The 21,091-nt window shown below is 67.2% G+C and carries 21 protein-coding genes, 2 tRNA genes and 2 pseudogenes; 7 read left to right on the top strand and 18 right to left on the bottom strand.

The features are described from left to right. Window position 1: 1 nt before the first annotated feature. The 9 genes from ENC19_RS04700 to amcA form a co-directional block, all read right to left on the bottom strand. On the bottom strand, window positions 2-1,834 hold the full coding sequence (locus ENC19_RS04700; protein WP_164445849.1) for an ABC transporter ATP-binding protein: 1,833 nt from the start codon (window positions 1,832-1,834) through the stop codon (window positions 2-4). Between the two features lie 156 nt (window positions 1,835-1,990). Then, window positions 1,991-2,890 (bottom strand): glycosyltransferase, encoded by a 900-nt coding sequence (locus ENC19_RS04705; protein WP_164445850.1) that lies wholly within the window; start codon window positions 2,888-2,890, stop codon window positions 1,991-1,993. An 83-nt stretch (window positions 2,891-2,973) separates the two neighbouring features. Next, entirely contained in the window at window positions 2,974-3,504 is a 531-nt protein-coding gene (locus tag ENC19_RS04710; protein WP_164445851.1) for a hypothetical protein, read from the bottom strand. After that, window positions 3,494-3,880 (bottom strand): carboxymuconolactone decarboxylase family protein, encoded by a 387-nt coding sequence (locus ENC19_RS04715; protein WP_164445852.1) that lies wholly within the window; start codon window positions 3,878-3,880, stop codon window positions 3,494-3,496. The genes ENC19_RS04710 and ENC19_RS04715 overlap by 11 nt, the downstream gene beginning before the upstream one ends. Window positions 3,881-4,049: 169 nt before the next feature. Next, on the bottom strand, window positions 4,050-4,577 hold the full coding sequence (locus tag ENC19_RS04720; RefSeq protein WP_164445853.1) for an aromatic-ring-hydroxylating dioxygenase subunit beta: 528 nt from the start codon (window positions 4,575-4,577) through the stop codon (window positions 4,050-4,052). Next, entirely contained in the window at window positions 4,574-5,899 is a 1,326-nt protein-coding gene (locus tag ENC19_RS04725; protein ID WP_309246159.1) for an aromatic ring-hydroxylating oxygenase subunit alpha, read from the bottom strand. Before ENC19_RS04725 ends, ENC19_RS04720 begins: the two co-directional genes overlap by 4 nt. Next, entirely contained in the window at window positions 5,896-7,062 is a 1,167-nt protein-coding gene (locus tag ENC19_RS31265; protein WP_164445854.1) for a nucleotide disphospho-sugar-binding domain-containing protein, read from the bottom strand. The genes ENC19_RS04725 and ENC19_RS31265 overlap by 4 nt, the downstream gene beginning before the upstream one ends. 882 nt (window positions 7,063-7,944) lie before the next feature. Next, complete coding sequence (locus tag ENC19_RS04735; RefSeq protein ID WP_235944375.1) at window positions 7,945-8,220, bottom strand: hypothetical protein; 276 nt, start codon at window positions 8,218-8,220, stop codon at window positions 7,945-7,947. Between the two features lie 68 nt (window positions 8,221-8,288). Next, window positions 8,289-8,384, bottom strand: a complete 96-nt coding sequence (gene amcA / locus ENC19_RS31670) for a multiple cyclophane-containing RiPP AmcA (RefSeq protein WP_373688885.1) — start codon at window positions 8,382-8,384, stop codon at window positions 8,289-8,291. A 46-nt stretch (window positions 8,385-8,430) separates the two neighbouring features. On the opposite strand from amcA, the pseudogene ENC19_RS29860 reads away from it, so the two are divergent. Then, window positions 8,431-8,832, top strand: a pseudogene (locus ENC19_RS29860) (XRE family transcriptional regulator); the annotation flags it as partial. A 6-nt stretch (window positions 8,833-8,838) separates the two neighbouring features. Here ENC19_RS29860 and ENC19_RS04745 read toward each other — a convergent pair. From ENC19_RS04745 to ENC19_RS04765, 5 genes are all read right to left on the bottom strand, one after another. Further along, window positions 8,839-9,522 carry a YdcF family protein gene (locus ENC19_RS04745; protein WP_208020817.1) on the bottom strand — a complete coding sequence of 228 codons (684 nt, stop codon included), beginning with the start codon at window positions 9,520-9,522 and terminating at the stop codon, window positions 8,839-8,841. Between the two features lie 16 nt (window positions 9,523-9,538). Then, window positions 9,539-9,745, bottom strand: a complete 207-nt coding sequence (locus ENC19_RS04750) for a hypothetical protein (protein ID WP_164445857.1) — start codon at window positions 9,743-9,745, stop codon at window positions 9,539-9,541. 71 nt (window positions 9,746-9,816) lie between these two features. Beyond that, window positions 9,817-10,257: an NUDIX hydrolase gene (locus ENC19_RS04755; RefSeq protein ID WP_164445858.1), complete on the bottom strand. Its 441-nt coding sequence runs from the start codon at window positions 10,255-10,257 to the stop codon at window positions 9,817-9,819. 471 nt (window positions 10,258-10,728) lie between these two features. Further along, window positions 10,729-11,388 carry a hypothetical protein gene (locus ENC19_RS04760; protein WP_164445859.1) on the bottom strand — a complete coding sequence of 220 codons (660 nt, stop codon included), beginning with the start codon at window positions 11,386-11,388 and terminating at the stop codon, window positions 10,729-10,731. Window positions 11,389-11,403: 15 nt separating this feature from the next. Next, window positions 11,404-12,129, bottom strand: coding sequence for a hypothetical protein (locus ENC19_RS04765; RefSeq protein WP_164445860.1), 726 nt, complete (start codon window positions 12,127-12,129; stop codon window positions 11,404-11,406). 225 nt (window positions 12,130-12,354) lie between these two features. Here ENC19_RS04765 and ENC19_RS04770 point away from each other — a divergent pair, with 225 nt between their 5' ends. From ENC19_RS04770 to ENC19_RS04780, 3 genes are all read left to right on the top strand, one after another. Continuing rightward, window positions 12,355-13,110, top strand: coding sequence for a DUF429 domain-containing protein (locus ENC19_RS04770; protein ID WP_164445861.1), 756 nt, complete (start codon window positions 12,355-12,357; stop codon window positions 13,108-13,110). A gap of 633 nt (window positions 13,111-13,743) precedes the next feature. After that, window positions 13,744-14,007, top strand: coding sequence for a hypothetical protein (locus ENC19_RS04775; RefSeq protein WP_164445862.1), 264 nt, complete (start codon window positions 13,744-13,746; stop codon window positions 14,005-14,007). 10 nt (window positions 14,008-14,017) lie between these two features. After that, the gene (locus ENC19_RS04780) at window positions 14,018-14,728 is read left to right on the top strand and encodes a 5-formyltetrahydrofolate cyclo-ligase (protein ID WP_164445863.1); all 711 of its coding nucleotides are present in this window, start codon (window positions 14,018-14,020) and stop codon (window positions 14,726-14,728) included. 153 nt (window positions 14,729-14,881) lie between these two features. On the opposite strand, the gene ENC19_RS04785 is transcribed toward ENC19_RS04780, so the two are convergent. Next, window positions 14,882-14,957: transfer RNA gene (locus tag ENC19_RS04785), tRNA-Lys, on the bottom strand. 187 nt (window positions 14,958-15,144) lie between these two features. On the opposite strand from ENC19_RS04785, the gene ENC19_RS04790 reads away from it, so the two are divergent. Further along, window positions 15,145-16,398, top strand: a complete 1,254-nt coding sequence (locus tag ENC19_RS04790) for a L,D-transpeptidase (RefSeq protein WP_164445864.1) — start codon at window positions 15,145-15,147, stop codon at window positions 16,396-16,398. Window positions 16,399-16,523: 125 nt separating this feature from the next. Then, on the top strand, window positions 16,524-17,792 hold the full coding sequence (locus ENC19_RS04795; RefSeq protein ID WP_164445865.1) for a L,D-transpeptidase: 1,269 nt from the start codon (window positions 16,524-16,526) through the stop codon (window positions 17,790-17,792). Between the two features lie 161 nt (window positions 17,793-17,953). Here the strand turns inward: ENC19_RS04795 and ENC19_RS04800 are convergent. Further along, window positions 17,954-18,029: transfer RNA gene (locus tag ENC19_RS04800), tRNA-His, on the bottom strand. A 123-nt stretch (window positions 18,030-18,152) separates the two neighbouring features. Further along, entirely contained in the window at window positions 18,153-18,743 is a 591-nt protein-coding gene (gene orn / locus ENC19_RS04805; protein WP_164445866.1) for an oligoribonuclease, read from the bottom strand. Between the two features lie 73 nt (window positions 18,744-18,816). Here orn and ENC19_RS04810 point away from each other — a divergent pair, with 73 nt between their 5' ends. Beyond that, window positions 18,817-20,112, top strand: a complete 1,296-nt coding sequence (locus tag ENC19_RS04810) for a glycosyltransferase family 87 protein (RefSeq protein ID WP_164445867.1) — start codon at window positions 18,817-18,819, stop codon at window positions 20,110-20,112. A gap of 92 nt (window positions 20,113-20,204) precedes the next feature. Here ENC19_RS04810 and ENC19_RS31675 read toward each other — a convergent pair. Further along, window positions 20,205-20,606 (bottom strand): annotated as a pseudogene (locus ENC19_RS31675) (hypothetical protein); the annotation flags it as partial. Window positions 20,607-21,091 lie beyond the last annotated feature (485 nt).

The following is a 21,091-nucleotide window of genomic DNA, read 5'->3' on the forward strand; positions in this document are numbered from 1 at the left end:
CCTATTCACAGCCTTCGACCTCCTCCTCCGTGAACCGCGCAGCCTGCAGCCGAAACAGCTCCGCGTAGCGACCGTCGAGGGCGAGCAACTCCTCGTGGGTACCCTCCTCGACGACGCGACCGTGTTCCAGCACGACGATCCGGTCGGCACGGCGCACCGTGGAGAATCGGTGCGAGATGACTACGCTGGTGACTCCCTGTGTCAGGTCGAGGAACCGCTCGAAGAACGCCACCTCCGACCGCACGTCCAGGTTGGCGGTCGGCTCGTCGAGGACGAGAATGCCGGCGCCACCCTCGACTGCGACGAGAGCACGGGCGATCGCGATGCGCTGCCACTGCCCGCCGGACAGTTCGGCGCCGCCGGCGTATCGCCGCGACAGTGGAGTCTCCAGGCCACGGGGGAGACGGTTGACGAAATCCGCCGCGCCGGCCTTCTCCAGGGCAGCCCGGACCACCTTGTCGGCACGCTCCGGCTCGGCGAGCATCTCGATCGCCCCGAAGGCGACGTTGTCGCGCACCGGCAACTCGAAGTGCGTGAAGTCCTGGAAGATCGCCGCGACCCGGCGCTGCCAGGCCGTGGCCGGGAAGGTCCGAATGTCGACGCCGTCAGCGGTGATCGCCCCGGTCGTCGGCTCGTAGAGCCGGGCCAACAGCTTCACGAGGGTGGTCTTGCCTGCGCCGTTGAGGCCGACGATCGCCAGCGACCGGCCCGCCTCGATGGTGAGGTCAAGGTCGTTCAGCACCGGTGGCCCGCCCGGGTAGGCGAAGGACACCTTGTCGAATCGCAGCACTGTCCTGGGCAGTCCAGCCGGATCGCCCCTGCCGCTCTCGGTCGTGCGGGCGTCGGCTTCGCTCATGCTCTCGATCCGCTCCACCGACCGGTAGGCATTGAGGCCCTGCTCGGTCGCCACATCGGACTCGGCGATGAACCCGCCGATCCTCATGGCTGCCAGGGACGCCTGGAATACGAGTATCAACCCGCCGATGCCGAGCAGTCCGGCCGCCGTTGCCTGAGCCGCTCCCGTCAGCAGCACGCCCAGCAGCACAAAGGCGACAAGAACGTAGAGGATGTAGGGGCCGTAGAACAGCCGGCGCCGGGCTCGCCAGACCGGGAGCGCGGCGTCCATGGCGGCGGTCGTGTACTCCTGCTTCAACCAGGGTAGAAGCCCGAAGACCCGCAACTCCTTCGCCGCCGCGGGCTGGAGCAGCATGGTGCGGAGATATTCGCTGCGGCGCCGCAGCCGGGCGGTGCTCCGGAAAACCTCGGTGAACACCGACAGACCGAGCCGGTAGCCGAAACGGATCGTCAGGGCCGCGACGAGCAGAGCCGGCCCGGCCCACCACACGAAGGCGACCGACGTGACCCCGGCGGCGAGCACGGTCTGCAGGTACCGCGAAATCAGCGCGATCTGACCGGCGCCCGCGGCACCCGGCGACCACATTTCGGTCCGCAGCCGGTCCTTGGCGTCGGCGACGTGATCGAGCAGTTCCGGATCCTCCATGACGGCCACGCCGCCGCTCGCTTGGGAGGCCGCCATCAACCGGTCACGGACGAGGTCGTCGAGGCGGCGGCGGATCAGGTTGCCGAGCAGTTCCTGTACCGGCAGCAGCAGCTGCACTCCGAAGAACGCGGCCGCCGCGAGGATCAAGTTGGTCCGAAGATCGCTCCAGGCCGCCGACCCGAGCCCGCCGGCTACCGCGTCCGGCACTCGGGCGACCACGGCTGAGGTGGCGAGGATGAACGCGACCGGCAGGATCCCTGCGGCGATCTGGACCAGCACGGCGGACGAGACCAGCGACCAGCCAGCCTTGGGCACCAGGTGCAGGATTCTCATTCGCCCGTCGCGGCGCGATCTGTGGCCGTCGACAAGTTCCGCCCACACAGATCTCTCGTGCATCGTCACCACCAGGCGCCTCCAGTGCGGCTGTGAACCCTATCGGCGCATGGCAGAGCCCGTGTCGACGACTGCGGGTTCCCACATGCCACTTCATCATTCTGCGACGGCTGCGGGGGTCGACCTGGCACACATTTCGAACCGCTCGTAGAGATCGGTCCAGTTGGCACCGACCGCCGGGTTGAAAATTGGCGCAAGCATGGCCTGAAGGATCACCTCAGGAGATTCCTTGTGCAGCGCGATGAATAGGCTCAAGTTCTTCAGCCAGCCCTCATAGACACGTGTGTCGGGGCTCAGCGGCGGCCCTTGATGGTAGGCGAAGCTTTCGTCGTCGAAGACGAACTGCGTGCCGAAGCGCTCCAGCCTGTACCCCAACTCGGAATCCTCCAGGCCCCATCCCCGAAATTCTTCGTTGAACCCACCGACGTGCTTGTAGTCGACGCTGGGAACGGACACGTTGCAGGTGAAGAAGAGATGCCATGACGTCTTCAGGTCGCCATCGACATCGCTCAGGCGGCTCAACAGGTCCAGCCTGATGTCGCTCTTTATCACGCCGCCGAGGAATTTCTCGGCACCGTCCTCAAGGAAGCGCTCATCGAACGCTTCCGGTGCTCGCAGATATTTTCTGAAGCCGATAACGGCCTTCTTTGCCGAAGCAACTCGGTAGTGACGAAGATGCCCATCGACAAAGGTGGGCGGAACCAGTTGGTCACCATCGACGAAGATCAGGATGTCGCCGGTCGCTTCTTCCGCACCGCGATTTCTTGCGGCACCTCTCGACGAGGTTGCAGAACGAGGCAGATGCAGGTAGCGGAACCGGGAGTCCGCCATCACGTGACGCTGCACCGTCTCTGCTGTCGAGTCGGTCGATCCGTCATCCACGATGAGCACTTCGAGGGAATCGTCGACAGCCAGACTCTGTGAACGGAACGTGCGAAGGCATCTGTCCAGCAGGACGGACGAGTTGAATGTCGGTACAACCACTGATGCCTTCATCGGAGGTCTCCATCCCAGAGCAAGAACCGCAATTCCAAGTGCGACAACTAGCCGACGACCGACGGCGTTGCCGCCGGTACGATCTACGTACCGCCGCGGTCAGGTGACCCGGCTGCGCCGTCCCCTGAGGCCTGCTGGGATTCCGCGCGCCAGGTGCACCCGTCGCCTGCCTGTTCGCACGACACCGTGACGTCCGATTCGACGTAGCGGGCGGCGATGGCGGTGTTGAGTTCCTGACAGTACTGGCATGGTGAGGCGAAGGTCAGTTTGACGCCGGCACCGGCGGCCAGTTTGCGGTACCGCAGGATCCCACATTCGGTGTTGCGCAGGACGGTGCCGGAGGGCTGGGGCTCGCTGGTCACCGCCGAGTCGTAAAGCAGCAGTTGGCGCTGCAGCCGGGCCATGAAGTGGGCGGTGGCAGACTCTCCGGCGGGCCGCTGCGATCGCAGTAGGTCCACGGTGATGCGCGAGTTCGCCTGGATCCACGCGGATACGCCTTCATCACCGTGCATGCCGAGAATGAACTCTTCGGCGGCCGCCTGGGCCTCGAAGAACCGCTGGCGCCAGAGGTCGACCTTGACGGTGGGGTCGAGGGGAGCTGGGTCACTGGTCATGGTCGGTGTCCTTGGCGGTGTCAAGCTCGGCGAATACCTCCTGGGCGATGCGAAGCCCGTTGTTGGCAACCGGCCAACCCCCGTAGTAGGCGAGCTGGATGATGATTTCGACGATTTTCTCTCGGGGCATCCCGAGGTGGAGGGCGGCACCGATGTGGCCGCGCAGCTCCCAGTCGGTCCGGGCCAGGGCGACCGCGGTCAGTGCGATCAATTCGCGTTCCTCGACACTGAGGTGCGGGCGGGTCCAGATCTCACCGAACAAGTGGTCGATGGTGAGCTTCAGGAAGTCGGGGTAGGAGCCTGGGCGGGGTTCGCGGCCGAAGACGTGCTTGAACATGGCCTCACCCCGCTCATGTCGGGCAAGCGGCTGGCTCATCGATCACTCCTTGGTGGTGCCAGGTGGCCTGTCGGACAGTGGTGAACTTCCACGCCGCCGCCGGGCCCCGCCGCCGGCATCGTCGATCAACGCGGCAGGTACCGGCGCAGCCTGACCAGACCCACCCCAGCGCCCGAAGCGGTGAGGAGGGCCGTGTCTCGGTCAGATCTCAGAGGATGATGCTGAGCTTTCCGTGTTCGTAAAGACTCTCGTGGTCGAGCACCACGAGACGTCTCCGGACCCGGAACGACTCGCCCTCGACGGCGAGTTCGAGCCGGAATTTTCCGACGTAACAGTCAGAGCGCCCGTGCCCGAACCGGTACACGACGACATTCGCCGCCACATCGAGGTGCGTGCCCCGATCAGCCACAATCTCCACATTGCTGATCATCCGATTCGTCCGCGAGCGGGGATTCTCGCACCACACCTCGCCGTTGAGGATCTGCTCGATCCGCTGGCGCAGCCGGGCGGCGTTGTCGTCGATGAGCCCGAGCGCGTCGGCCGGCTCGCCCCGGACGTCCGTGGCCGGCACCAGGTAGCGGATGTCGTCGGTCAGCATCTCGTCGTACCACTCGCGCAGGCGCCACTCGTCGAGCAGCCGCGCCTCGCGGAAGAGGAACTGGCTCACCCGGTGCCACAACCGCATCTGGGCCGTCTCGTCGACCGCCGGCTCGGTGTTCATCGTGTCGGTGGTCATCGCCGTTGCCCCCCTTGCCTCTCGGCCCGCCGAGTGAGGTGGTGACCTTCCTCGCGGTCGTCGTCGTGCATCAACCGGTCCCACTGCCGCCAGAACTCCCGGGCTGGAAGCTCGTCGGTGGTCTCGGGGACCTCCTTGGCCATACCGCGTGACAGGTCCGAGTGGCGGAGCGTGCGATTGAGGTAGCCCCGTTGACAGGACTCGATGATCTCGATGTCGTCGGGGGTGGCGAAGCCGGCGGGACCGAGGAAGGTCAGGTAGTGACTCTTACGAAGTTCCCGAATGTCCGGATCCTCGTCCTGGGGGGCCAGCGCGACTGAGGTGATGGACATCTGGCCGGCGCTGACCGGGTCGATCTTGCGGATGGTGATCCCGATGGCGTCGATGATCATCAGGTTTGGGAAGATCATCAACGCTCGGTTGGCGCCGGTGATCCGTTGGGCGCGTTCGGCGCCGAACCGTTCGACGAACCGGGCGGCCGTCGCCTCCATCCGTGACCTGACCTCGGGAGGAAACATCGGCGTCCAGTAGGCGAGTGGCCGGGCTGCCGCCGGGACCAACTCATTGGCGCCGTGCCCCCGGCCGAGAGCGCGGGCGAAGCCGCCTCGTCGTCGCGGTGCCATCGTCCCGAGCGACTCGATGTAGCTCACGTAACGCTTGTGCAGGGCGCGGAAATGGTAGATGTCGACGCTGTTCTCCATCATGAGCTTCCAGTTGGCCCGAGCCCCGTGCAACTGCGCGCCTTGGATCACCTCCATTCCTACTTCGGACTGGTCGGCGATCAGATCGAGGTACTCCGTCGCGCCCGCCAGATGCTCGGTCAAGGTGAGTGGCTGCTCAGGATCGAAGGTCGCGAACACGAAACCCCGGTAACTGTCGCTACGGTGCCGCGCCAGGCCGAAGTCGGACTTGCGGAAGCCTGGGCCGTACCCGTCCGGGAGCGGAACCCCGACCAGGTCACCCTGATTGGAGAATGTCCAGTCGTGGTAAGGGCACCGGAACGATCTGGCCTGCCCGGTCGACTGCGAGCAGATCAGAGCCCCGCGGTGCGGGCAGCTGTTGGCAAGAACTCGAATCACCCCGTCGGAGCCGCGCGCCATGACCACCGGGCGCCCTCCGACGTCACGTGACACATAGGAGCCCAGCTCGGGCACCTCCGATTCGTGCCCGACGTACAACCAGCAGCGATCGAAGATTTTGGTAATCTCCTGTGCGGCCACGTCGTCGTCGGTGTAGGCCCGGCGGTCCACCCGGAACGACAAATTCTCAGGATCGTCGAACACGATCTGGCCGTCCACCGGCCGCTGCAGTTCTATCGTCACTGCTCCCCCTTTCGCTGTAGCTTCTCGCTCATGCTGCCGACTATTTCTGCCGTGCGCGCGGCGGAATTACCGCATTCGGGCTGCGCCGCGCGCAGCCGCGCCCGATAGTCCCGGCCGGGATCAAGCAGATCGGTCACAGCGTCAGCGACTGCCTGTTCTGAGACGTCGGCCGGCTCCAATGCCGTCCCGAAGCCCGCGGTTTCCACGAAGTACGCCTGGATAGGCTGATCCACAGCTAGCGGGATCACCAGCATCGGTGTCGCCGCCCGGATCGACTCCGCCACCGAGTTGTAGCCGCCATGGGTGATGAACACGTCGGCGCGCTCAAGCACCTCACGTTGGGGCACGTACGGGGCGGTAAGCACGTCGGCGGGCAGCGCGAGTTCCTCAGCGAGATCTCCCACCGCGGCGATCACCTGCGCACCGGTCTTCACCGCCCCCATGATCACCGTGCGTAGGAGTTCGGGCCGCCTGAAAAAGATCGTGCCGAAGGAGACGAACACCAACGGCCGGCCGGGGTCGATCTCCTCCAGGCCGGGAAAGGCGACCTCGTCGCCGCGGATACCTGCCGCGCCCGGCAACCCGACCAGCTGCACGCCGTCGTCGGTGACCGCTTCATCCCCGACGAGCGAGGGAATCGTCGGCATCACGTTGAGAATTGGCGAACGCGCCGAATGCGTCCGGGTCGACCACAACACCCCGCGCCTGGTCAGATAGTCGCCAACCTGTTCGTCGTACAGCCAGCGACCTTGCCGACGCTCCTTCGGGCATACTCCGCCCAGGTTCGCCCAGATCATCCCGTACGGCACACCGGACGCCTGGGCCCCCGCCATCGCTGCCGCCAATACCGGCAGCGAATCGAGCAGCGCGAAGTCCGGCTGCGTCGTTCGGAGCGCATCAGCCACCTGGTCCGCCAGCGGTGACGATTCGAGCATCGGACCGATCTTTGCCGGATCGTCGCTCCACGGCGCCATCTGGACCTGCCCGACCAGGTGGACCTCCGCCGCGCCCAGGGCCTGGCGACGCTGCTCGCCGAGTACGCCACCGTCCGCCGACACCAACAGCAGCACAACCTCGTTGCCGGCGGCTTGGAGCGCATTGACCACCGGAATGTACGGGTTGAGGTGGCCATGCTGAGTCGTGGTGAGGAAGGCGATGCGCACTAGATCTCCGATCCATGGGGAAACGAACAGGCCGACTCGGATCTGGGCCTGAATCAGCCACACCGGCCACGAATGCGCCACCCGGCTTTAAGCGACGAGTCCAGAGCCGCGACGCACGAGCGGCAGAACTGCGCCCGAAGGCGCGCGGGACCGGCAGGCTAGAAAGCCATCGACGTCCAAATACTGGTATGAGGCTCTACGCAATCCCCAACGCCATTGTGGGGATCCGGACCTGTCTACGTTGACTGAGGAAACAACCTTGCAACAAAGGGCTTACCGGCCGCACCGAGGCGACTCCGGAAAGTGTGCCGGATGGCATGATCAGAGTCAATGCTTGACGTGTCAGTACACCCACAACGCCGCTGAGCTTGCCATAGTCCGCTTCCACCCCTCAGCAGGCAGGACCGGTTGCTCGGCAGCGAAGTCGTGGAGGTGCAGACTCATAACCCTTCCGGCCGAGTCGTCGGATTTCGTGCGATGGTGTCGATGAAGTTTGAAATGTCGCCTTGGCCGAGCTATGAGGCGTGGTCTCCGGTTAACCGGTGCCGGCTCGCGGACGAGGTCCTTGCCAGAGATTCCCCGCCGTTCGATAGCAGCCTCTCCCCGCCCTTTTCCGATACCGCGACGCGCAGTGCACACGCTGCGGGACGATTTCGTGCTCGGTCAAACAAGGAAGCCGACTATGAACGCCACTGTCACGTGCGCGGCGCGCACCGCCCACGATGCCGAGCCCCGGACCGCGTATGGCTGAGCCGGCAAGCCTGAGTTTCCCCCGCATCCATACAGTGGTTACGTACTCCGGCAACCGCAGGGTGGCGATCGGCGGTCAGGCTGGTTGTGTCTGGCGGGGGTGTCAGGCGGTTTCGTGATTGTTCGGGCTGTTCACGAAGTCTCCTCGTTCCCGATCGCCGTGGCGGTTCTGGCTCGGTAGGCGTGGGTGCGGGCGGGCCACCCGAGGAACGGGTCAAACAGTGAGGCGGTACCACCCGCCTCACTGGGATTGAGCCGGTGCAGGTCATCGATCGCGTCGTGCAGGCAGCTGGCCAGGTAGAGGAACAGGCTCACCGGGCTGTCCCGGTACTCGGCCGCGAGGGCGAGCTTCGCCGCGCCGCACGGCCACGGCTGACCGCACCGCCGGCAAAGCCACAGTGGCCGCATTGGCAGATGTTCCTGCCGGAACACGGCTGCACCATTCGCTCGGGCCGGGCCCTGGTCCCGGTCGCCGGTCACCGGCGGCCGGCTTCCCGGACCTGCCGCTCGAACAGTTGACGCCAGGCATGGGTGAGCAGTGGTGGATCAGCCGGGCGAGTCGTTTGTGGCATATGGCCCTCGGTGGTCAACGTTTGTCGCCATAGACGGTCGGCTTTCGAAGCCGACGCCGCAGCGACCCAGCTCGGCGCCGACGACAACCACGTGTGGACCGCCTTCGGCCCCACCAACGTGTCGATCCACAAGACGACCGTGGCGATGGAACTCGGCGACGTGCAACGCGCCATCGCCATAGGTACCCCACTCGATACCGGTGCCCTGCCCATCGAGCGGCAGGTCCGCCACGCCATCGAGACCGCGCGAGCGCTGGCGCGCTGGAACTGCATCGACGACGCCCTCGGCGCGCTCTTGGACGCGGAGGTCATCGGCCCAGACCAGGTGCGCTACCACCGGCTCTCCCGCGACCTCGTCCGGGACATCCTCATCCGCCCCCGGCCGCCCCGTCTGGCCGTCGAACTCAGCGAACGGATGGGCGTCCGGTCGGGTGGACCACGCTGGTAGCCGTGGTCAGATCAGCCGGCTCGTGTAGCCGGCCGCCACCAGTCGCTCATAGGCAGCCCGGACCTCGTCCGGCATCTCCTGTGGGATCGCGAACCCGCGCTCGGCGTACACCTCGATCCGCTGGGTGTCGCCGACCAGCATCTCCACCACCCGCCGCGGGTCACCGATATTGCGCACGTAGTCGTCGAGTGCCAACGGGTTCGACGCGCAGACCACGTCTACCTCCGGCCACATCAGCCTGCACGTGGCGTACGCCCGACGCTGCTGGTACGGCCGCGACATGATCACCACTGACCGCACCGGGATACGCCGTTCGGCCAGGAGCTGCCGGGAGTACTCCAGGTTCTGGGCGGTGTTCGTGGCCCGTAGTTCCACGAGAATCGAGTCCGCCGGCACGCCCTGCTCCATCGCGTATTCGCGGTAGTGCACGGCCTCGCCGCGAGGGAACCGCTCCACCGTCGTCGGCGCGTTCGCCCCAGTGAACACGATCCAGGGAAACAATCCCTCGTGGAACAGGCGCGTCGCGATCACCGCGACGCCAAGGTCATGGCTGCCCAGTCCGATCCCCACGTCACACGGCCGCAGCTCGTGGCCCATGTCGTGGTAGCGCCACAGCGTCTCCACATCGACACGGATCTCGTCGGGGATCGACTCGGCCGGCGACGCCGCCGGGCGCTGATTCATCAACAGATACCAGGCAGGACCGTCACCGCAGCCCTTCTTCGGATCGGCCCAGTGCCGCCAGGCCCGCCCTCGCTACCTCCAGCGGCACGACAGCGGCGACCGTTTCATCCTGCTCGCTGAGGTAGACGACCTGTCCCTCACGAACACTCCGCAGCAGCTCAGGCAGCAGTGCCGAGACCGGGAGGTCATCCGGCGTGGCGTAGGTCCGGTCCGCACTGGGTTCCCTCATGCCGCCAGCGTAGGGGTTGTGCGGCGACGGGGCGACGCTGGCTCCAAGCAAGGATGCTCTGCCCAAGCTGCCTACACCGAGAGCAGTGCCTCCTTGTTGGAGGTGATGAACTCGGTCAGCCCCTCCGGCTTGAGATCCACCGCAGGCAGCTTCTCGATCGTCACTCGATCGAGCTGATAGTCACCACGCAACGGATCATCGAACTCCGGCCCGCTTCGAGTAGCCTCCCGCAGCTCAATTAGCCGACAGGCGAAGAAGTGCTGGACAGAAATACCCTCACCAGCCGGGACGGTGAACAGGAACACCTGGGCGAACCGATCGGCCGAGGCACCAAGTTCCTCCAGCAGCTCCCGACGAAGCGCAGCCTCCAGAGAGGCATCCGTCGACTCCACACCACCGCCCGGCGTGGTCCAGTACGGCGCCTGGCCGGACTTGGTCCGCTTGATCAGCACGAGACGGTCGTCCTCATCCAGCAGAATGGCCCGCACCGACCTACGCACGATCCGACGCACGACCAACCCCCATCCACGCCCGAGACGCACTGGCAGCAACTCACCCCGTTGATCAAGGGTCTGTCCGCTGGCACCGCACCGCGTTCCACCGACACCGGCCCGGTCCAACGGCTCCCGAGCACCCACCGAGCCACCAGCCACCACCGCCGTACGCGAAAAAGGCCCCGACCGGCAGAGTTCTACCAGGTCAGGGCCTTGCTCGTTGGTGCGCCGCCAGGGACTCGAACCCCGAACCCGCGGATTCAGAGGCGGCGTTGATCAGTGCTCTCCCGTCTCTTCAGGTCTTACCGGTCCACGCGCTGGCTGGCTTGCCCGTTTGTGCCAAACCGATGTATCCCCCGGTCCAGTCTGAGCGAGCCGGTCCATGGCGGCCGAGCACCCAGGGAGCACCACCGTGACGCGCCTCGGGTGGGCTGTCGGCGTGGCGTCGTCCGTTGATGCGGAGCGACGTGCCGGGTGAATGCGCCCGGCCTACCCCGGCCAGTTGGCCAGGTAATCGTCAAATGGAACGTCGTTAGGCCGCTGGCCGCCGATCTCGACGTACCCGTCAATGTCCCGGTCGTACGGTGGACCGACGACGATCGGCATCTCATGGGTGGAGTGCCGGGCCAGAAACCGCCAGGCCGCCCGGTTGAGCACCGGCTGCCGGGAGTTGGCCGGAGTCTCCGGACCACCACGGTGGAAGAACAACACCCGCCCGTCGGCATCGCGCACCGCATGCCCCAGGCAGAGCCGTTCCCGACAACGGAAACACGCAAGATAGCCGACCTTCGACACATCCCAACCGTTACTCGGGTAGTCGGCGAAGTCATCCTCTGGCCAGCCGGCAAGGTAGTCATCGAACTCGATGTCGCCAGGCTCGTCGCCGCCGATTTTGGCGGGCGGCCCGGGCGGCTCCCACATCTCGTCGTACTCCAGCTGAGAGTCGTAGATCACCTGCAACTGGTGGCCGACGTGTTCAGCGAAGATCTTCCACAACGCCCCCGACATCTCCCGCGACTGACTGTGGTTAGGCGCATTCGGGTGCGCGTAGGCGAAATAGATGATGTCGTCCCACGAGTTACGCACCGGCTTGCCGAGAAAGAGGCGGACTCGTCGGCAGAGGCAGAACAGGCTGGCGTCTATCCCCACAGGTTGTCCCCCCGATCAGCCCGGCACGCCCATGCCACGCGCGCCCGGCATCCACAAGCCCAGCGGCCTTCCGTCCGGAGAACGAAACGCCACCCACACGTTCTGGTAGACGGCCAGCCGTGCATCGGAGCGGTTGCCCCAGAAGCGTTTCATCATGCCCTCCACAGCCGCCGCGTCGACACCGGGCGCTACTTGAACCAGCAGTTCTCCGTGGTATTGCATGTTGGGTGCCGCATCGCTGAGCCGGCCCGGAAACTGGTTGGGTTTGCCGGCGAATGTCTTGATCTGGCGTCCCAGCACGAGCTTGCCCGACGCGTCGTAGAACAACACGTCGTATCCCTGGACGTTGTCCCCGGCCACCTTCGGCGTCGTCCCGGCCGGCCCGTAAAGGGCAAGTTCCGCGTTCTTTCGCGTCAGTGCCGGGCCGGCCTGCTTGGAGTGCTCGGCAACCAGGGAGTCGATCGCCGCCTGCAGGTCGGCACCAGAGAGGGCGAGTACTCCTCCGCAGCCGCCACACGCCGCATACGCGCGCCGGGTATTGCGGGCAAGCACCTCGACGGGATTGACCGGCGCGGCCTCGGGCTCAACCGAGGCGGCCACCTCGCTGGCCGCCGGCGCGGCGGTCGCTGCCGATGGGCTCTGTCCGGCTGGCGGTTGTGTGCCGCCATCCGTGCCGCAACCGGCCAGCACAACCGACAACACCACCGCAAGAAACGCACTCGCCCCCGTGCGCGAAGACATTTGAACCTCCCCCGTCGCCAAGAGCCTAGCCAACATGCATCGATCCATGTGTCGGAGCAGGAAGCAGCATGACCAACATGGACGGAGCTAATGACCGTTCACCTCGACGCGGCAGCCGCGCCCGACCGTGGCTCAGCACATCGGATCTCGGACACAGCTAAACGTCGGTCAACGACCGTCGGTCGCGCCATGTCCTACTGCGCTAACGGCACCTAGAGTGGTGCGGTGCTGACCCTCGGCGTCGACCTCGCAGCGGCGGACAAGCGCACGGCGATGGCCACGGTCGAATGGCTGCCGGACCGCGCCATGGTGCGGGACCTGGTCCTCGACGTCAGCGACGCTCGCATCGTCGAGGCCAGCGAGCACGCTGACAAGGTCGGACTGGACTGCCCGCTCGGCTGGCCGGAGCTTTTTGTCGCGCTCGTGCAGGCCCACCGCACCGGCCATGTCTCCGTTGCCGATGGTGACGCTGCCCAGTGGCGACGTCGCCTGGCTTACCGGCTGACGGACGAGGTGGTCCGCGAGGAGACCGGCATCGTCCCGCTGAGCGTGGCTGCGGACCGTATCGCTCATGCTGCCTTCCGCGGCGCCGGATTGCTGGCGATGCTCGCTGCTGCCGGGCACGACGTGGACCGTTGCGGCGACGGCCGGGTTGTGGAGGTGTACCCGGCGGCGGCCCTGTGCCGTTGGGGGTTGGCGTACCGCGGTTACAAGGGCCGGGGCCAGGATGTACGCCATGCCGACCTGGTGACCGCGCTTTGCCGCGCCGCGCCCTGGCTGGAGTTGGGTGCTTTCGACAGGCTGTGTCGGCGCAGCCACGACGCGTTCGACTCGGTGATCGCGGCCTTGAACGCACGTGCGGTGGCGATCGGCCGGGCAGCCGAGCCGGACGACGAACAGCGGACGGTCGCACGTATCGAGGGCTGGATCGCGCTACCCACCGGTCCACTCAGCGACCTTCTCGATGGCGCAGAAGAATGAGCGGAGGGTGTTGATGGCCTCGGGATTGAGCTGGCTGGACAGTTCCCGCGACGACCAGCAGCGCATGCGTGAGCTGCTCAAGCTGGGGTAGGCGGTCTTTCTCCGTCAGTACGCCGACGCCAGCTCAGTTCAGCGTGAACTGGCTGCCGCGATCGCCGAATCGGCCACGCTGATGGGCCAGCTGGTATGGGACGCCACGCAACGACACGACCACGCCGCCAGCGCCGCATACTTCGACCAGGTGATCAACGCCGCGAAGGAAGCCCGCGATCCTGTCGCCGAAGCCAACGCGCTACTTCGCAAGAGCTACCTGGCGCTCTATGGCACCAAGCGGCCAACCGCTGCCATCGCGTTGACCGCAAACGCCACTGAGGTGAGCCGCCGCACCCAGCCCTGTTACTTGCGGGCCTCGCCCAACTACACCGCGCCGAGGCACACGCGATGCTCGGTCAGGTTCGGGACTGCGCTGAGGCCCTCGGAGTCGCGGAGGATTCCTTCGCCTCGGTGGGCCCGCAGGATCCTGCCTCCGTCCTCTACTGTCCCAGCCACCACGCCCGACTCGCGGGCTCGTGCTGGTTGTCGTTGAACTCGTGCTGGTTGTCGTTGAACAGGTCGGCGGACGCTATCACGGCGTTGGAGAAAGCCCACCAACTGGTCGCCGCACGCCGCAAGTCGACAGCCGTCGTCCTCGGTAACCTCACCCTCGCCAACATCCGTCATCGCGACCTCGATACAGCCACCTCTTACCTGCATCAAGCCATCAGCGTCATTGAGCGGACCCGCGCGGGAGGCGGCCTGAACCTCGCCTTCGCCGCAGCCCGCGAACTGCGGCCCTGGAGCGATCGGCCTGCGGTCCAGGATGTCAACGAACGCCTCCTCACCCTCATGACTCCATAGGAGCAACATCGTGACAAGCACCGACGACGCCAAGCAGGCCGTTCGCCGACGCGTCTGGGATCTCCTCGAACGCGCAGGCATGGCACCGCCAGGGGTGCATGGCCACATTCCTGACTTCACCGGCAAGGACGACGCCGCAGCCAGGCTCGCGGACCTGGATGTCTGGAAGAAGGCAAGGGTCATCAAGTGCAACCCCGACCGGGCCCAGTTGCCTGTCCGGGTGCGCACCCTCCACGAGGGCAAGCTGCTCTACATGGCGGTCCCGCGACTCGCCACCGAAGCCTTTCTACCTGCTCGACCCGGCGGTGCTGACAGTCCCGTTCGAGACTGCCGCCACGAGCAAAGGCGCGCCCGAGATCGCCCCCCCCCCACGGTCGGCCCCGACGAAATGCGGCCGGTAGATATGATCGTGTGCGGCAGCGTCGCGATCAGCCGACGCAACGGCGTATGGGTTGGCAAGGGCACCGGCTACTCCGACCTGGAGATCGCGCTCCTGACCGAGGCCGGATTAGTGACCCGGGACACCGCCATAGCCACCACCGTCCACCAGAGCCAGCTCCTTGACGAGGAACTTCCGGACGCCGATCACGACTTCAGCGTCGACTATGCGATCACTCCCGAAGAGGTCGTTGCCTGCGCACCTGACCAGGCGCGACCGTCCGGCATCGTCAGGGGGAACCTTCGCCCCGATCAGCTCGACAACATCCCAGCCCTGCGTTGATCAAGCTCCGACCGATCCGCTGTCGTACCCGCGTCCACCGTTAGCCGATCCGGTCCAACGGCTCCCGAGCACCCACCGAGCTACCAGCCACCACCGGCGTACGCGAAAAAGGCCCCGACCGGCAGAGCTCTACCAGGTCAGGGCCTTGCTCGTTGGTGCGCCGCCAGGGACTCGAACCCCGAACCCGCGGATTAAGAGTCCGCTGCTCTGCCAGTTGAGCTAGCGGCGCTCGCTGACAACGGGGGAAACACTAGCACGCGGCCCGAACCGGGTTCCAATCCGATCCCGGGCTCACCCCTTCGGTCGAGCTTATCGGACATTAGCCAAAAATCCCTCGCAAAGTGTGGGACCGGGGTGATGCCGGGCGGCAGCGGTACGGCACGATGTCCGCCAGGTGCGCAACGGCAGGGGTGGGGATGGGCAGGTTCGCGCGGACCGGGGCGCTGTTGGGCGGCTTGGGGCTGGTGGCGTCGCTGGCATTGTCGGGCTGCGGCGAGGAACGTGCGGTGGCCGAGTTCGTACCCGGTCAGACACCCGGTGCGACCGGCACCGCGACGCCGGGCACACCGGAGGTGCCGAGTGGTCCGCCGCTGACGGTGAGCCCGGCCGACGGGTCGAAGAACCGGCCGGTCAGCGTGGAGATCGGCGCGAAGCTGCCGGACGGCGGCGAAGTGTCGCAGGTCACCCTCAAGACCAAGGACGGCAAGACGGTCAAGGGCAGACTGCGTACGGACGGGTCGTCATGGGTGCCGTCGGCTCCGCTGAAGTGGTCCACCCGTTACACCGCCACCGTCTCCGCGAAGGGGCCGGACGGCGCGGTGAGCGAGGGCACCAGCACGTTCACCACGATGGCCAAGCCGGGTTCGATGATCACCTCCGGGTTGTACCTGTTCGACGACCGGACGTACGGGGTGGCGATGCCGGTGGTGGCGGAGTTCCACCCGGGCATCCCGGCCAAGGACCGGGCGAAGGTGCAGAAGCGGATGTTCGTGCAGACCGACCCGCCGCAGCCGGGTGCCTGGCACTGGGTGAGCAACGGCACGCAGGCGTACTACCGGGCACCGGAGTACTGGAAGGCCGGTACCAAGCTGACCGTACGCATCGCCCTGGCCGGCATCCCGCTGAGCAACGGCAGGTACGGCAACGTCGACCGCAGCGCCACCGCGAAGATCGGCTCGGCCTTCGAGATGAAGGTGACCAACTCGGACAAGCAGATGCGGGTGTACGAGGACGGGCAGCTGGTCAAGACGTTGCCGGTCAGCCTGGGTAAGAAGAAGACCCCCTCGTCCAGCGGCACGCTCGTGGTGATGGAGAAGAAGGAAGCGACAGTCTTCGACACGATGGACGACCCCGATCCGGAGAACCGGTACGTCACCGACATCGAGTTCGCCCAGCGGCTCACCTGGGGCGGCGAGTACATCCACGCGGCACCCTGGTCGGAGAACGTCCAGGGGCGGCAGAATGTCTCCCACGGCTGCGTGAACGTCTCGATGGCGAACGCCCGCTGGCTCTTCCAACGCACGAAGATCGGTGATCCGATCACCATCACCGGCACCGAACGCAAGCTGGCGGCGGGCAACGGGTGGACGGCATGGAACCTGAGCTGGTCGGAGTTCGTCAAGGGCAGTGCGCTGCCGGTTCCGGACGGTGGTGCCGGTCCGGCCGTGTGACCGGACGAAATATGTAACTATCCGGACATCCCGCTCCACGTGTTTCGGTTCACTGGGCGCAACGGGTACGTGAACTGGTGCGTCAGTGATGTGGACGGGACACGGACCACGACTGTGAGGACACCATGCGGATTCGGGACCAGCGCAACCGGAGGCGGGGGGTGCTCGCCGCGGGCCTGCTCGTCGTGACGTTGGCACTGACCTCCGCCTGCACCGGCGGTAAGGGCGGCGACAAGGGGCCGGGTTGGCAGGACGGTGCCGACCAGCCGGCCGCGAAGGCGTCGGTGAGCATCAGCGAGCCGGCGGCGGACGCCAAGGACGTGCCGGCGTCGGCGGCGATCGCCTTCGCCGCCGAGCAGGCCGAGGACGTCACGGTCGAGCTGACCGACGCCGAGGGCGAGTCGGTCGAGGGCGAGCTCGCCGCCGACGGCCGCAGTTGGCTGCCGGCGGGGGCGTTGACCTACGGCGCGTCGTACACCGTCACCGTCACGGCGACCGGCGACGACGGCCTGCCGGCGACGGCGACCAGCGCCTTCACGGTGATGGAGAAGCCGGAGAAGCAGGTACGCATCAGCAGTTTCCTCGGCGACGACCAGACGGTCGGGGTGGCCATGCCGCTGATCGTCAAGTTCGGCCGGGACATTCCGGAGAAGTACCGCGCCGACCTGCAACGCCGGATGACGGTGACCTCGGAGCCGGCCCAGGAGGGCATCTGGCACTGGGTGAGCCCCACCGAGATCCGCTACCGGCCGAAGGAGTTCTGGCAGGCCGGCAGCAAGGTGTCGTACCGGGTGCAGGCCGGCGGGCTGCCGCTTGGCGACGGCTGGTACGGCCGGGCCGACCTGACCGTCGACATCGCCATCGGACCGAAGCTGCTGATGACGGTGGACAACCGGACCAAGCGGATGACCGTCACCAAGAACGGCGAGAAGATCAAGACCATTCCGGTGAGCCTGGGCAAGAAGAGCACCCCGTCCTCCAGCGGCACGATGGTGGTGATGGAGAAGCTGCGCAAGACGGTCTTCGACACCTACGACGAATTGGGCCCCGAGGAGGGGTACCGGACGAAGATCGACTACGCGCAGCGGCTCACCTGGGGTGGCGAGTTCATCCACGCGGCACCCTGGTCGGAGGGGCAGCAGGGCACGACGAACGTCTCGCACGGCTGCGTGAACGTCTCGATGGCCAACGGCGCCTGGCTGTTCAAGAACACGAAGGTCGGTGACCCGATCGTCGTCAAGGGCACCGAACGCAAGCTCCAGCTCGGCAACGGCTGGACGGACTGGAACGTCAGCTGGGAGGAGTACGTCAAGGGCAGCGCCCTGCCGTACGAGCCGGCAGCCAACGACGAGACCGACCCGGACGTCGACGCGAGCGAGGCCCCTGGCGCCTGACCCGCACGCCGGCACCGGTGCCACGACATGCCGCAACCTGCGGCCTCCGTCGGTGGGCATACCGCGTCATGCCGCAACCGGGGGCGGCTGCTCCCCGCAGCGGACCGACTGCCGGTCACCCCGAAAGCGTCAGGCCCCCTCCGTGGAGGGGGCCTGACCGGTGGGGTGACTGATGGGAATTGAACCCACGACAACCGGGACCACAACCCGGTGCTCTGCCAACTGAGCTACAGCCACCATGCCGCCGCGCCCGGTCGATCGCCAGGGGCGGGTGCGGTGAAATCATACCCCCACCACGGCCGACCCCGTCCAGCGGGTTGCCGCCCGGGCCGCGAGGGCGCGCCGCGGCAGTCCGGGGCGTCAGAGTTCGCCGGCGATCGCCTTGGCGCTCTCCACGTCCGGCCCGGGCAGGGGCACGAAGATGGTGCGCCGGTAGTACTCCAGCTCGCGGATGCTCTCCCGGATGTCGGCCAGGGCCCGGTGCGCCAGGCCCTTCTGTGGCTGACCGAAGTACACGCGGGGATACCAGCGGCGGCACAGTTCCTTGATCGAGGAGACGTCGATCATCCGGTAGTGCAGGTGGGCGTCGAGGCGGGGCATGTCCCGGGCGATGAAGCCACGGTCGGTGGCGATCGAGTTGCCACACAGCGGGGCGATGCGCGGATCCTTGACGTGGCGGGTGACGTAGTCGAGCACCCGCTCCTCCGCCTCGGCGAGGGTGATGGTGGAGCGACGTACCTCGTCGGTCAGCCCCGACTTGCCGTGCATCGTCCGGACGATCTCGGGCATCGCGTCCAGCGCGGCGTCGTCAGCGTGGATCACCACGTCGACGCCCTCACCGAGCACGTTGAGGTCGGGGTCGGTGACCAACGCGGCGACCTCGATCAGTTTGTCACCACCGAGGTCAAGCCCGGTCATCTCACAGTCGATCCAGACGAGAAGATCAGCCACCGGGACAGCCTACGCGCAGGCCAAGTCTCGTGGCTCCGCGCCGTCACGGTCACCGACCGCTAGGGTCTTCCCCGTGCCCGCCGAACCCGCCACACCACCCTGCGTCGACCTGGACGACCCGGGCAGCCGTACGGCCCGCCGGGTCGTCGGAGCACTGGCGTTGGCGGCGGTGCTCCCGGCTCTCTACCTGCCGGGACGCACCCACGACTTCTTCGACCTGAAGATCTACATGGCGGCCATGGACTGGTGGGCCGCCGGCAACCCGCTGTACGACTACGCGCAGCCGGACCGGGTGCAGGGTGAGTTGTTCTTCACCTATCCGCCGTTCGCCGCGCTGATCCTGCTGCCGTTCTCCTGGTTGAAGCTGGGCGCCACCGTAGCGATCTTCACCGGGTTGACCCTGCTCGGCGTGGTGGTCACCACGAAGTGGCTGCTCGATCCGGTGATCCGTCGGCACCGGCTACCTCACCTGTTCACCCTGGTGGTGGGCGTACTGTTCGTGCTCGGCGTGGAGAGCACCCGGGAGACGATCACCTTCGGGCAGATCAACATGCTGCTGGTGGTGCTGATCCTGGCCGACCTGCTGTTCGCCGTACCCCGCGACAGCCGCTGGGCCGGGGTGGGCATCGGGTTGGCGGCGGCGCTCAAGCTGTTCCCGGCCATCTTCGTGATCTACCTGCTGGCCACCCGGCGGTGGCGGGCGGCGGTGGTGGCCGGGGCGACCGCGGCCGGGGCGACCCTGCTCGCCGCGGCGGTGGCGCCCGGTGATTCATGGCGGTTCTGGACGCACGAGCTCTGGGCCACGGACCGGGTCGGCCGCACCGACTACACCGGCAACCAGTCGCTGTTCGGGCTGCTGAGCCGGCTGATCGCCCCAGAGGAGCCGAACCGGCTGCTCTGGCTGCTGCTGGTCGCGGTGGTCAGCGGGTACGGGTTGTGGCGGGCGGTGCGGGCGTCGCAGGCCGGGGACGCGCTGACCGGCCTGACGCTGACCGGCCTGGTGGCGGCGCTGATCAGCCCCATCACCTGGACACACCACATCTACTGGTTCATCCCGGCGGTGATGATCCTCGCCGACGCCGCCCTGGGCACCGACCCGCGCACCGTCGCGGGAGCCCGCCGACGCCGCCGGCTGGTGATCCTCGCCGTCAGCGTCACCTCGGTCATCGTGTACGGGGTGGTGTCCTTCTACGACTGGGGAATCACTCCGTCGCCCACCGGCAGCCCGTGGGAGTTCGTGCTTCGCAACGCGTACGTCTGGCTCTGCCTGGTGCTGCTCGTCGTCCTACCTGTGCGCGGCGGCGCCCGCTTGCCGAGTCGCCAGCCGACAAAGTCGGACACTCTTCCCGAGACTCCGATTACTCGGTAATCTGCCCCAGGGTCAGAAAACCCCACGAACACCGATATCCCCCGGTGAAGGGCGGCCCTCCGCGTCGGCAGCACGGAGGGCCGCCCGCCCCATCAGGTTGGTGGGGCGGGTGGGCGGAGGGGGTGGGGCGGGGACGAAGGGTCGGGGAGTTCGGCGAGGGTGGCCGGGCGGGGCACGGGGCCGATGGCGGGTCGGGTCGTGGTGGCCGGCACGGTGGCGGCGACCGGGACGAGTTGACGCTCCGGCAGCCTGCGAGGACCGGGTGGTGCCGGGGCTCCCAGGCCGCTGAGCGAGCTGATCCCGAGCCGTCCGGCGAGCACCGGCACCTGGTCCGGCTCGACCACGAAGACCACCTCGCGCGGCCGGACCGGCCGCAGCAGCACCAACGCGGCGAGGATCACCAACAGCGTCCCGCCGGTGAGCGAGCCCCAGGTGGCCGGGGCGATCCAGCCGGCCCGCAGTTCCGCGCGCAGGTCGAGGGTCACCCCCGCCCCACCGTCGGGTCGCAACAGCACCAGACTCAGCCGCCGCCCGGCCAGGTCGCCGGGGCTCCACTCGAGCACGCCGTGACCGGCGCGTACCCAGAAGGTCTGCGCGGCGGGTGCGGCCGGGACGGTGAGCGGTGTCCCCGCCGCCGGGGTCACCTGTTCCAGCCGGACCGGCAGCGGACCCCGGGCCAGCGGCATCCGGAGCACCGCGGCGTGCGGCGCGCCGGCCAGCCACCGCTGCACCTCCTCGGCCGGGGCCAGCCCGACGAAGGCCGGCCCGTCGGGAGTACGGGCGTCCAACCGCAGCCGCGCCTGCCCGCCCCGGGCGAACGGCACCTCCCGGCGTACCAGCGCGTCGAGGTCGGTCACCACCACCGCGTGGCCCGGCGTCTGCGCGGTCTCGAAACGGGCGGTGAACGCCCCGTCGGGGCCAGCGTGACCGGTCAGCAGACCGAGCGCGGCCGCGCCGAGCAGCGCGGCGGTGCCGACGG

The organism is Verrucosispora sioxanthis, from assembly GCF_010560025.1.
GTDB classification, from domain to species: domain Bacteria; phylum Actinomycetota; class Actinomycetes; order Mycobacteriales; family Micromonosporaceae; genus Micromonospora; species Micromonospora palythoicola.

Bases quoted from the DNA above. Each gene is read 5' to 3' on its own strand.
- ENC19_RS04700 (WP_164445849.1), bottom strand. From the start codon at position 1,834: ATGAGAATCCTGCACCTGGTGCCCAAGGCTGGCTGGTCGCTGGTCTCG.
- ENC19_RS04705 (WP_164445850.1), bottom strand. From the start codon at position 2,890: ATGAAGGCATCAGTGGTTGTACCGACATTCAACTCGTCCGTCCTGCTG.
- ENC19_RS04710 (WP_164445851.1), bottom strand. From the start codon at position 3,504: ATGACCAGTGACCCAGCTCCCCTCGACCCCACCGTCAAGGTCGACCTC.
- ENC19_RS04715 (WP_164445852.1), bottom strand. From the start codon at position 3,880: ATGAGCCAGCCGCTTGCCCGACATGAGCGGGGTGAGGCCATGTTCAAG.
- ENC19_RS04720 (WP_164445853.1), bottom strand. From the start codon at position 4,577: ATGACCACCGACACGATGAACACCGAGCCGGCGGTCGACGAGACGGCC.
- ENC19_RS04735 (WP_235944375.1), bottom strand. From the start codon at position 8,220: ATGCGGCCACTGTGGCTTTGCCGGCGGTGCGGTCAGCCGTGGCCGTGC.
- amcA (WP_373688885.1), bottom strand. From the start codon at position 8,384: ATGCCACAAACGACTCGCCCGGCTGATCCACCACTGCTCACCCATGCC.
- ENC19_RS04750 (WP_164445857.1), bottom strand. From the start codon at position 9,745: ATGAGGGAACCCAGTGCGGACCGGACCTACGCCACGCCGGATGACCTC.
- ENC19_RS04765 (WP_164445860.1), bottom strand. From the start codon at position 12,129: ATGTCTTCGCGCACGGGGGCGAGTGCGTTTCTTGCGGTGGTGTTGTCG.
- ENC19_RS04790 (WP_164445864.1), top strand. From the start codon at position 15,145: ATGGGCAGGTTCGCGCGGACCGGGGCGCTGTTGGGCGGCTTGGGGCTG.
- ENC19_RS04795 (WP_164445865.1), top strand. From the start codon at position 16,524: ATGCGGATTCGGGACCAGCGCAACCGGAGGCGGGGGGTGCTCGCCGCG.